Source organism: Streptococcus sp. SM3 (assembly GCF_027497875.1).
On the sequence record NZ_JAJNSA010000084.1, the window covers coordinates 1 to 10406 of the forward strand.

6 protein-coding genes and 2 pseudogenes are annotated in these 10406 nt (G+C 36.7%); 6 read left to right on the forward strand and 2 right to left on the reverse strand.

The genetic code is table 11. The annotated features are described in order from the left end of the window. A partial coding sequence (locus PAN06_RS10750; protein WP_269796293.1) for a hypothetical protein occupies positions 1–1723 on the reverse strand: 1723 nt, incomplete at its 3' end. Here PAN06_RS10750 and PAN06_RS14405 point away from each other — a divergent pair. The 4 genes from PAN06_RS14405 to PAN06_RS10770 all read left to right on the forward strand — a co-directional run bounded on the left by PAN06_RS14405 (position 1716) and on the right by PAN06_RS10770 (position 5991). Then, on the forward strand, positions 1716–1952 hold the full coding sequence (locus PAN06_RS14405) for an LPXTG cell wall anchor domain-containing protein (protein ID WP_269796294.1): 237 nt from the start codon (positions 1716–1718) through the stop codon (positions 1950–1952). The two genes, PAN06_RS10750 and PAN06_RS14405, sit on opposite strands and share 8 nt — an antisense overlap. A gap of 155 nt (positions 1953–2107) precedes the next feature. Further along, the gene (locus PAN06_RS10760) at positions 2108–4192 is read left to right on the forward strand and encodes a glycosyltransferase (protein WP_269796295.1); all 2085 of its coding nucleotides are present in this window, start codon (positions 2108–2110) and stop codon (positions 4190–4192) included. Next, entirely contained in the window at positions 4189–5067 is an 879-nt protein-coding gene (locus tag PAN06_RS10765; protein ID WP_269796296.1) for an acyltransferase, read from the forward strand. Before PAN06_RS10760 ends, PAN06_RS10765 begins: the two co-directional genes overlap by 4 nt. A gap of 39 nt (positions 5068–5106) precedes the next feature. Further along, positions 5107–5991 (forward strand): glycosyltransferase family 2 protein, encoded by an 885-nt coding sequence (locus PAN06_RS10770; protein WP_269796297.1) that lies wholly within the window; start codon positions 5107–5109, stop codon positions 5989–5991. Positions 5992–6128: 137 nt separating this feature from the next. Here the strand turns inward: PAN06_RS10770 and PAN06_RS10775 are convergent. Next, positions 6129–6928: pseudogene (locus PAN06_RS10775) on the reverse strand (IS5 family transposase); the annotation flags it as partial. A 51-nt stretch (positions 6929–6979) separates the two neighbouring features. Between PAN06_RS10775 and PAN06_RS10780 the strand changes: the two are divergent. Together PAN06_RS10780 and PAN06_RS10785 are read left to right on the forward strand one after the other, a co-directional pair. Continuing rightward, entirely contained in the window at positions 6980–8725 is a 1746-nt protein-coding gene (locus tag PAN06_RS10780; protein ID WP_269796298.1) for a glycosyltransferase, read from the forward strand. 112 nt (positions 8726–8837) lie between these two features. Further along, a pseudogene (locus tag PAN06_RS10785) lies at positions 8838–9839 on the forward strand (sugar transferase); the annotation flags it as partial. Positions 9840–10406: the final 567 nt, after the last annotated feature.

Sequence of the window (10406 nt, forward strand, 5' to 3'; positions counted from 1 at the left end):
CCTCAGCATCGACAAGTGCGGTAGCTTCAGCTTCAGCGTCAACAAGTGCGGTAGCTTCAGCTTCAGCGTCAACAAGTGCGGTAGCTTCAGCTTCAGCGTCAACAAGTGCAGTAGCCTCAGCTTCAGCATCAACGAGCGCAGTAGCTTCAGCTTCAGCGTCAACGAGTGCAGTAGCTTCAGCTTCAGCGTCAACGAGTGCGGTGGCTTCAGCTTCAGCGTCAACAAGTGCAGTAGCAAGTGCCTCAGCATCGACAAGTGCGGTAGCCTCAGCTTCAGCATCGACTAGTGCAGTAGCTTCAGCTTCAGCGTCAACCAGTGCAGTAGCAAGTGCCTCAGCATCTACTAGTGCGGTAGCAAGTGCATCAGCGTCAACAAGTGCGGTGGCTTCAGCTTCAGCGTCAACGAGTGCAGTGGCTTCAGCGTCAACAAGTGCAGTCGCTTCAGCTTCAGCGTCAACAAGCGCAGTGGCTTCAGCTTCAGCGTCAACAAGTGCGGTAGCAAGTGCCTCAGCGTCAACAAGCGCGGTGGCCTCAGCCTCAGCATCGACTAGCGCAGTAGCAAGTGCCTCAGCGTCAACAAGTGCAGTAGCAAGTGCCTCAGCATCTACTAGTGCGGTAGCAAGTGCATCAGCGTCAACAAGTGCGGTGGCTTCAGCTTCAGCGTCAACGAGTGCAGTGGCTTCAGCTTCAGCGTCAACAAGCGCAGTGGCTTCAGCTTCAGCCTCAACGAGTGCGGTAGCCTCAGCTTCAGCCTCAACGAGTGCAGTAGCCTCAGCTTCAGCATCAACGAGCGCAGTAGCCTCAGCTTCAGCGTCAACAAGTGCAGTAGCTTCAGCTTCAGCCTCAACGAGTGCGGTAGCCTCAGCTTCAGCCTCAACGAGTGCAGTAGCCTCAGCTTCAGCATCAACGAGCGCAGTAGCTTCAGCTTCAGCGTCAACGAGTGCAGTAGCTTCAGCTTCAGCGTCAACGAGTGCAGTGGCTTCAGCTTCAGCGTCAACAAGTGCAGTAGCCTCAGCTTCAGCATCAACAAGTGCGGTAGCTTCAGCTTCAGCATCAACGAGTGCGGTAGCCTCAGCTTCAGCGTCAACAAGTGCAGTAGCTTCAGCTTCAGCATCAACAAGTGCAGTAGCCTCAGCTTCAGCGTCAACTAGCGCAGTAGCAAGTGCCTCAGCGTCAACAAGTGCGGTGGCTTCAGCTTCAGCATCGACAAGTGCAGTCGCCTCAGCTTCAGCCTCAACGAGTGCGGTAGCTTCAGCCTCAGCATCGACTAGTGCGGTAGCTTCAGCTTCAGCGTCGACTAGCGCAGTAGCAAGTGCCTCAGCGTCAACAAGTGCGGTAGCCTCAGCTTCAGCGTCAACAAGTGCAGTAGCTTCAGCTTCAGCCTCAACGAGTGCGGTAGCAAGTGCATCGGCATCAACCAGTGCGGTGGCAAGTGCCTCAGCGTCAACAAGTGCGGTAGCTTCAGCTTCAGCGTCAACAAGTGCGGTAGCTTCAGCTTCAGCGTCAACAAGTGCGGTGGCTTCAGCCTCAGCATCTACTAGTGCAGTCGCTTCAGCTTCAGCGTCAACAAGTGCGGTAGCAAGTGCTTCAGCATCTACTAGCGCAGTAGCAAGTGCCTCAGCATCAACAAGTGCAGTAGCTTCAGCTTCAGCGTCAACGAGTGCGGTAGCAAGTGCCTCAGCGTCAACAAGCGCGGTGGCTTCAGCCTCAGCATCAGTGAGCACATCAGTTTCAAATTCAGCATCGACAAGTACTTCGATTTCTGTTTCAAATTCAGCAAACCATTCGAACTCACAAGTTGGAAATACTTCTGAATCAACAGGTAAATCTCAAAAAGAATTGCCAAATACAGGTACAGAAGCTTCCAAATCATCTGTACTCCTTGGAGCTTTGGCAGCTGTGACTGGTTTAGGTCTGTTTGCAAAACGCCGTAAACGTGATGATGAAGAGTAATCGGATTAAAAATACATAGAAAGTATTATTATTTCGATTTATGAAGAATCCCTTGGATGAAAAATCATCCAGGGGATTTTTTGCGTTTTAAAGGTTAAGGGAGACAGAAAAATAGCATAAAAAATGTTATAATAGTAGGAAAGGAGAACGATTACATGACTGAAAAAATTACGGTAATTGTACCAGTTTATAATGTTGAAAATTACCTAGAAAAATGTTTGGATAGTTTAATTAATCAAACATATAAAAATATTGAGATAATTGTAATCAATGATGGTTCTACAGATAATTCGGGTGAAATTTGTCAAGAGTATGCACAAAAAGATAATCGAATTGTCTATATTGAAAAAGAGAATGGTGGTTTATCAGATGCAAGAAATGTAGGTCTGGACAAGATGACTGGTTCCTATGTAACTTTCATTGATTCTGATGATTGGATAGAACAAGATTATATAGAAACTCTATATAAAAAAATAGTAGAGTATCAGGCTGATATTGCGGTTGGAAATTATTATTCTTACAATGAAGATGAGGAAACATATTATTTCCATATATATGGGGATTCCTACTATGAGAAAGTATATGACAATATTTCTATTTTTGAAAACTTATATGAATCTCAAGAAATGAAGAGTTTTGCTTTGATATCTGCTTGGGGCAAACTCTATAAAGCGAAATTGTTTGATTATCTCAGGTTTGAGAAAGGTAAACTCGGCGAAGATGGTTATTTCAATCAAAAAATGTACTTATCTGTAAATAAGGTAGTTTATTTAAATAAAGGTTTGTACGCATATCGCCAGAGAAGTGGAAGTATTACAAACACTTGGACAGAAAAGTGGATGCATGCCTTGGTTGATGCTATGTCTGAGCGTATTACTCTACTAGCTAATATGGGTTATCCACTTGAGAAGCACTTAGCAGTTTATCGTCAGATGTTGGAAGTTAGTCTCGCGAATGGTCAAGCTAGTGGCTTATCCGATACAGCAACGTATAAAGAGTTTGAAATGAAAAGAACTCTTTTAAATCAGTTATTAATACAGGAACAAAAGGAAAAGAAAGCCATTGTCCTCGCAGCAAATTATGCTTATGTAGAGCAGGTGATAACTACAATTAAGTCTATTTGTTATCATAATCGTTCGATTCGGTTTTATCTGATTAATAGTGATTTTCCTAATGAATGGTTGAAACAATTAAATAAGCGCTTGGAAAAGTTTGATTCAGAAATTATCAATTGTCGGGTAACTTCTGAGCAAATTTCACGTTACAAAACAGATATCAGTTACACTGTTTTTTTGCGTTATTTCGTGGCTGATTTCGTGAAAGAAGACAAGGCTCTTTATTTAGACTGCGATTTAGTGGTAACGAAAAATCTAGATGACTTGTTTGCTACAGATTTACAGGACTATCCTTTGGCTGCTATTCGAGATTTTGGAGGCAGAGCCTATTTTGGTCGAGAAATCTTTAATGCAGGTGTTCTCTTGATTAATAAAGCTCTTTGGAAGCAAGAGAATATAACTCAAAAGTTGATTGATTTAACCAATGAATGGCATGATAAAGTGGATCAGGCTGATCAAAGTATTTTAAATATGCTTTTTGAAAATAAATGGCTAGAACTAGATTTTGATAATAATCATATTGTCATTCATGAACGTTTCGCAAACTATCGTTTTCCAAATGGTCAAGAATATCCAGGGATCATCCATTATTTATCAGAGAGAAAGCCTTGGCAGGTACATGCTGGACAAACCTATCGTGATGTTTGGTGGTATTACCATGATATGGAATGGACAGAGTTAGGAAAAAATCATCATTTACATTCTCTTAAAAAATTGCATCTTTATTCTATTAAATTTCCGTTTTCTTGTTTGATTTATACAGCTTCAGATCAAATTGAGCAGTTGGAAACACTAATAGTGGCTTTACCAGAAGTGCAATTTAAGATTGCAGCAAGAGTTATCGTTAGTGAGAATATTTCTAGGTTAATTGTTTATCCAAATGTCACTGTCTACTCTGGAACAGTATCTTTAGAGGAATTGGATAGAGAATTGGTAGAAACTTGTCAGCTTCTTTTAGATATCAACTATGGTGAGAAGGAAGTAGAGATATTAGAGCAATTTATTTTCCAAAATAAACCAATTTTAGCCTTTGAAAATACTAAATCGTATGAAGCGAATCAAGAGATATATCAGATTGATCAAGTTTCAGAAATGATAGATAGAATAAGAGAGTTAAATAGATGAGGAAAAATACTGTGCGAGGCGATGCACTAATTTTAACTGTAAGTGATCAGATTGAACAATTAGAATATATTTTAGAAAATTTACCAGATATTTGTTTTCATATTGCAGCTCCTGTACACTTTTCTGAAAAGATAGGAGTACTGGAGTCAAAATACAATGTCCGTCTCGTGATAGTTACAACTGATCAGCAAATTGACTTTCTAGTGAATATGTGTGATTTCTTACTAGATATCAATCACTTTCAAGAAGTGGATGCTATTGTATCAAGATTTGTACAGGCTGAGAAACCTGTCTTTGCATTTGACAATACAGTCCATGGAAATCAGGGGCAGGAAGTTTTTCTGTCAAGTACACCAGATAAATTGGTTTTTAGAGTGAGAGAGTATCTGAATGAAGTCAGAGTAGGCACCAATCATCAAGAAAAAATCATCCAAGATGGGACTTGGAATGTCTTTCAAATCGATGCTACGGCCAACTTCGTTGTAGGAGATAATGTCATCTGTAGAAATTTTGAAAATTTCCATGTCTCTTCTGGTAAGGTAATACTGCATGATGGTGTCTTTATTAATAACTCTTGTAGTTTCAACTGTATGGAAAGAATCGAAATCGGTTCTGGAACTATGATGGGAGAGGGAGTTCGTTTTTACGACCATGATCATATCTACACAGCTGAGAAAATCGAAAAATGGCAGTGGACTACAGCACCAATTAGAGTTGGAAGAGATTGTTGGATAGGAAGTAATGTCACGATTTTAAAAGGAGTGACTATTGGGGATAATACCATTATCGGAGCAGGTTGTCTCATTCGAAATGATATTCCATCAAACAGTGTGGTATATAATGATGGGAATCTTTGTGTAAAAAGAAGAGATTAACCGGGAAATAGAATAAATCAAGGCTAGGTAAGTTAGTATATGGACAATGAACTAATTAGTATTGTAGTTCCAGTCTACAATGTTGAAAATTATTTGCGACAATGTTTGGACAGTATTAGTGAACAAACATATAAAAACTTTGAATGTATTTTGATTAATGATGGTTCTACTGATAACTCAAAACAAATCGCAGAAGAGTTTCTGTTGGATAGTCGTTTTCGTTATTTTGAGAAAGAAAATGGTGGAGTATCATCGGCTAGAAATTTAGGTATTGAATGTTCGGGGGGGGTGTACATTACTTTTATTGATGCAGATGATTGGGTGGATTCTGACTATTTAGAAGTCCTTTACAATGCGCTTATAGATGAGAATGCAGACATATCAGTATCTACTTATAAAAGGTTTCATATGGCGGATAATTGCTGGTATATTCATTCTTTTCAGAGGGGATATGAAAAAAGAGTATTTACAAATCAAGAATTAATTGATGAATTTATAGATTTAGATACATTTGATTATTCCTATCGTTATGTATGTGGCAAATTAGTTCGCAAATGTCTGTTAGATAAGATCGCTTTTAACGAAATGACAACCCTTGGTGAAGATATGGAATTTTGGCTAAAATTATATCTTATTTCTAACAAAGTTGTGTTCGTTAATAGAGATAGCTATATATATCGTTTAGATAATGTTGACAGACATTTTGGGTTAGAAAAAATTCGTAGTGATATTCAACAGCGATTGAATTTTATCGCATTTCTTGCAGTTAGAGGTGTAAATGTATCAAAATATGTAAAAACTTGTTTATCTTTAATTACAAGTCAAGTTGCGAGACTAAAGGAGTCACCTGAATATGATACATCTGAAACAATAAGGTGGCTTCATGAGGTTATGTTTTTACTAGAGGAGAAAAGTGAATCATAAATTGACAATGAAGTTGAATTTGGTATTGATAATACAAATACTATACAGTTATATAAAGAAATTTTTCAAAATTTATAGAATTACTAGTAGAAAGTATACTTAATCAGGATTTTAAAGTTATTAGACTTCCTGCGAAACTAAAATCCTAGTTCACGGTTGATAATGCCAGCAACCAAATTCATTCGTAATCCAAACTGTTTTCATCTATTTCGATAGGTTGTTGAAAACATTTTAAACGTTTTTACTTTGGAAAAAATATTTTCAACCTTGATTCTCTCTTTAGATAGCGCACGGTTATAGGACTGATCTTCAAGAGTTAGTGGCTTGAGTTTGCTTGAGCTTGATTTCCTCGGAGTTTGCGCTTGTGAATACATCTTCATGAGCCCTTGATAACCACTATCAGCCAAGATTTTACCAGCTTTTCCGATATTTCTGCGACTCATTTTGAACAACTTCATATCGTGGCAATAGTTCACCGTAATATCCAAGGAAACAATTCTCCCTTGGCTTGTGATAATCGCTTGAGCCTTCATAGCATGACATTTCTTTTTACCAGAAAAATTTGCTAGTTGATTTTTTTAGGACGATTGATTTTTATCTTTGTTGCATCCACAATCACCGCATCCTCAGCACTAAGTTGAGTTTGTGAAACACTTTGAATAAGAGTTGCTTCACCCCGTTGACTCCGACGGATTAAGTTGCTTTCGTGAATGCCAAAATCAGTTGCAATTTGTTCATAAGTGAGATATTCACGCATATATTGAAGAATCGCCATAAGAAGGTCTTCTAGGCTTAATTTGGGTTTTTATCCACCTTTTGCGTGTTTAAGTTGATAAGCTGTTTTTAACACCACTAACATCTCTTCAAAAGTAGTGCGCTGAACACCAACAAGGTGCTTAAATCGTGCATCAGTTAATTGTTTACTTGCTTCATAATTTGTAGCATATTTTTGTTTCGCAGGAAGTCTATTGAATTAAAGGAGAAATAAATGGTTCAAGAATTAATCAGTATTGTAGTTCCTATCTACAATGTTGAAAATTATTTGCGACAGTGTTTGGATAGTATTCAGAATCAAACTTATAAAAAGTTTGAATGCATTATGGTTAATGATGGATCCACGGATAGCTCACAACAACTAGCGGAAGAATATCTAACAGATAGTCGTTTCAAACTAATCAATCAATCTAATAAAGGTTTAAGTGGGGCTAGAAATACAGGGATTAATCATATTAGAGAAGAGTCTATTTTTGTAGCTTTTGTAGATAGTGATGATTATATTTATCCTGATTTCTTAGAAACTTTAATAGAACACATTGAAGATGATGTTGATATTATAGAAGGAATGATTGAAAATTTCCATGATGAAATAAAAGTGGATAGAGTCTGTCATAATTTTGAGAAAAAAATATTAATAACCAAGGATGACAAATTGGGAGAATTGGCATTAAATGAGCTGAGAGTTAGCGTTTTTCCAAAATTGTTTCGAAAAAGTTTATTAACAGAAGATTTTTTTCCAGAGGGGTGGATATTTGAAGATTTAGCAGTTATTCCCGAGTTGGTAAGTCATTCAGGAAAATGGATTAAATTACCAAAAGTTATCTATGCTTACAGGATTCGTCCAAATTCAATTACTACTAAAGAGTTTTCAGAAGAAAAATTAGATGTATTTAAGATATTCGGAAAGTATGACTTGTTTTTTAAAGATGAGAGTGATATAACAAAATTATTGGTTGAAAAACTAAAATATTTACATTTGAATTATCATGACATCGAATTTGTACCAGAGAATAATCAGTATAAACAGTTATACAAACAAGAAAAACAAAAACTATTATCTAAAATAGCAGATTATGAAAGTAAAGCCTTAATTAGTATTATAGTCCCAATTTATAATGTTGAGAATTATTTGAGACAGTGTTTGGATAGTATTCAGAATCAAACTTATCAGAATTTTGAGTGTTTGTTAATAAATGATGGCTCGCCAGATAACTCTGCTGATATTTGTAGAGAGTATGTTGAGAAGGATTCTCGTTTTCGTTATTTTGAAAAGGAAAATGGAGGAGTTTCTTCAGCGCGTAATCTAGGCATCGAACATTCAAAAGGGCAATATATCACCTTTATTGATTCGGATGATTGGGTGGAGTCGGATTATGTGGAGATACTTTACGATGAACTTATTAAGGAGAACGCTGACATAGCAGTTTCTACATATAAGAGGTTTGAAATGGGAGACAATTGTTGGTATGTACATGCATTTCAAAGAGGTTACGATAAAAAAGTATTTACAAATAAAAAGTTAATGGACGAGTTATTGTCTTTAGATGGTTTTGATAATTCTTATCGTTTTGTTAGTGGTAAATTAGTTCGTAGAAACTTGCTAGAAAATATTGCTTTTAATGTAGCCACTCTATATGGAGAGGATATGGAATTTTGGTTTAAAATATATATGGTATCTGATAGAGTTGTTTATGTTAATAAGGAAACTTATAATTATCGTACAGATGAGAGAATTTCAAAACATTTTACTTTAGATGCTGTTAGAAGTGATGTCCAGCAACGCTTGAACTTTATTGCCCTCCTTTCATCAAGAGGGATAGATACAAAAGGATATCTAGATGAATGTTTGAAGAAACTTCATGAAAAGAAAAAATGGCTAAAAAACGTAGAATTAGACTCGACTGAAACTATGAGATGGATTAATGAAACAATTTACTTATTGCAAGGAGATAACTAGTAAAATCGAATTGAAAAGTATTCCTATATGAAGTAATTATATTAGGATAAACACTATTAATTGATGGTCAGTCCATATTGAAACTTAATAAACTATTAGAAAGTGAAGAATAATGAAATTACATATTACCAATCTATATGGAATGGCTCGAGAAAGTACAGCAACCATTGCTCAAAATGCTGTTCAAAAGATAGCTAGTCAACTAGGATTTAGAGAGTTAGGGATTTATTTTTACCATGCATCAGCTGAAACTGTAGAAGAGAGAAGTAGAAGATTAGACGGGATTCTAGCAAGTGTTTCAATGGGAGATGTAGTGGTTTTTCAGACTCCAACTTGGAATGGTCTAGAGTTTGAAAGAGAATTTTTAAGTAAGTTGAAACTTCTCAATGTGAAAATCATAGTATTTGTTCATGATGTGATTCCCCTGATGTTTAAAGCAAATGAATTTCTGATGCAGGATTACATCAATCTTTACAACATGGCAGATAGTATCATCTTACCATCAGAAGCTATGAAAGAGAAACTACTTCAACAAGGATTGAATGTTAAAAAAATCATTTTTCAAAGAATGTGGGATCATCCTCATGATTTGGACTTACATGAACCTATATTTAAAAAAGAAATTTATTTTGCAGGAAATTTAAGTCGTTTCCCAGAATTAAAAACTTGGGAGGGTACAGTTCCGCTAACTATATTTTCAAATGAAGAACAGCTTTCTTTATCAAATCAAGTTCATATTGCAGGTTGGAAGACTGATGAGGAAATGCTTTTAGAATTATCAAAAGGTGGATTTGGACTGGTTTGGACTACACATCAAAATGAGGAACAAAATATAGATTATTACAGTATGAATGTTTCTTATAAATTGAGTACTTATTTAGCAGCAGGTATCCCCGTCATTATTCCTGCTACCTTATCTAATTCGGACTTTATAGTAGAGCAAGGATTGGGATTTGTGGTTGATAACTTAGAGGAAGCTAACCTTTTGGTGGAACAATTATCAGAGGAAGCCTATCTTCAAATGTGTAGTAGAGTGCGTTATTTTTCCTTTTTACTAAGTCAAGGTTTTTTTGCAAAACAATTTTTATTGCAAGCAGTTTTTGAATTAGGGATTAGTAACAATCAAACATCACGAGGTATTCGACTATTGACAGTTACAAATAGTCAGGATTTGGAACAAATTGAATATCTAGTAGAACAGCTTCCTGAGTGTGATTTTAGCATTGCTGCTAGAACTCTTATGGGACCACGATTGACAAACTTGGCTGAAAAAGAAAATGTCTATCTATATCCGGTCTCAGATTCAGAAAAGATTGAGGAACTATTAGACAAGACGGATCTATATTTGGATATTAACTATGGTGGGGAAGTAGATGGGGTTTTTAACCTCCTGTCAGACAAATCCATTCCTAGTTTTGCCTTTTATAAAACACAAAATGGGGAAAAAAGCCAGTATCTCTTTTCTATCAAAAATGTTGATGCTATGGTAACTGCAATTAGGAATTATGCAGAAACAAAACAATTGCCCAATAAACCATTTGATTTTGAAGTGCAGACCATAGATGAAACGCTTGATTATATTCTGGAGCATCAATCTTCAATCGCTCGATTTGGTGATGGCGAGGCTGCAATCATGCTAGGCCAATCTATTAATTATCAGAAATATGACCCTAAACTTGCA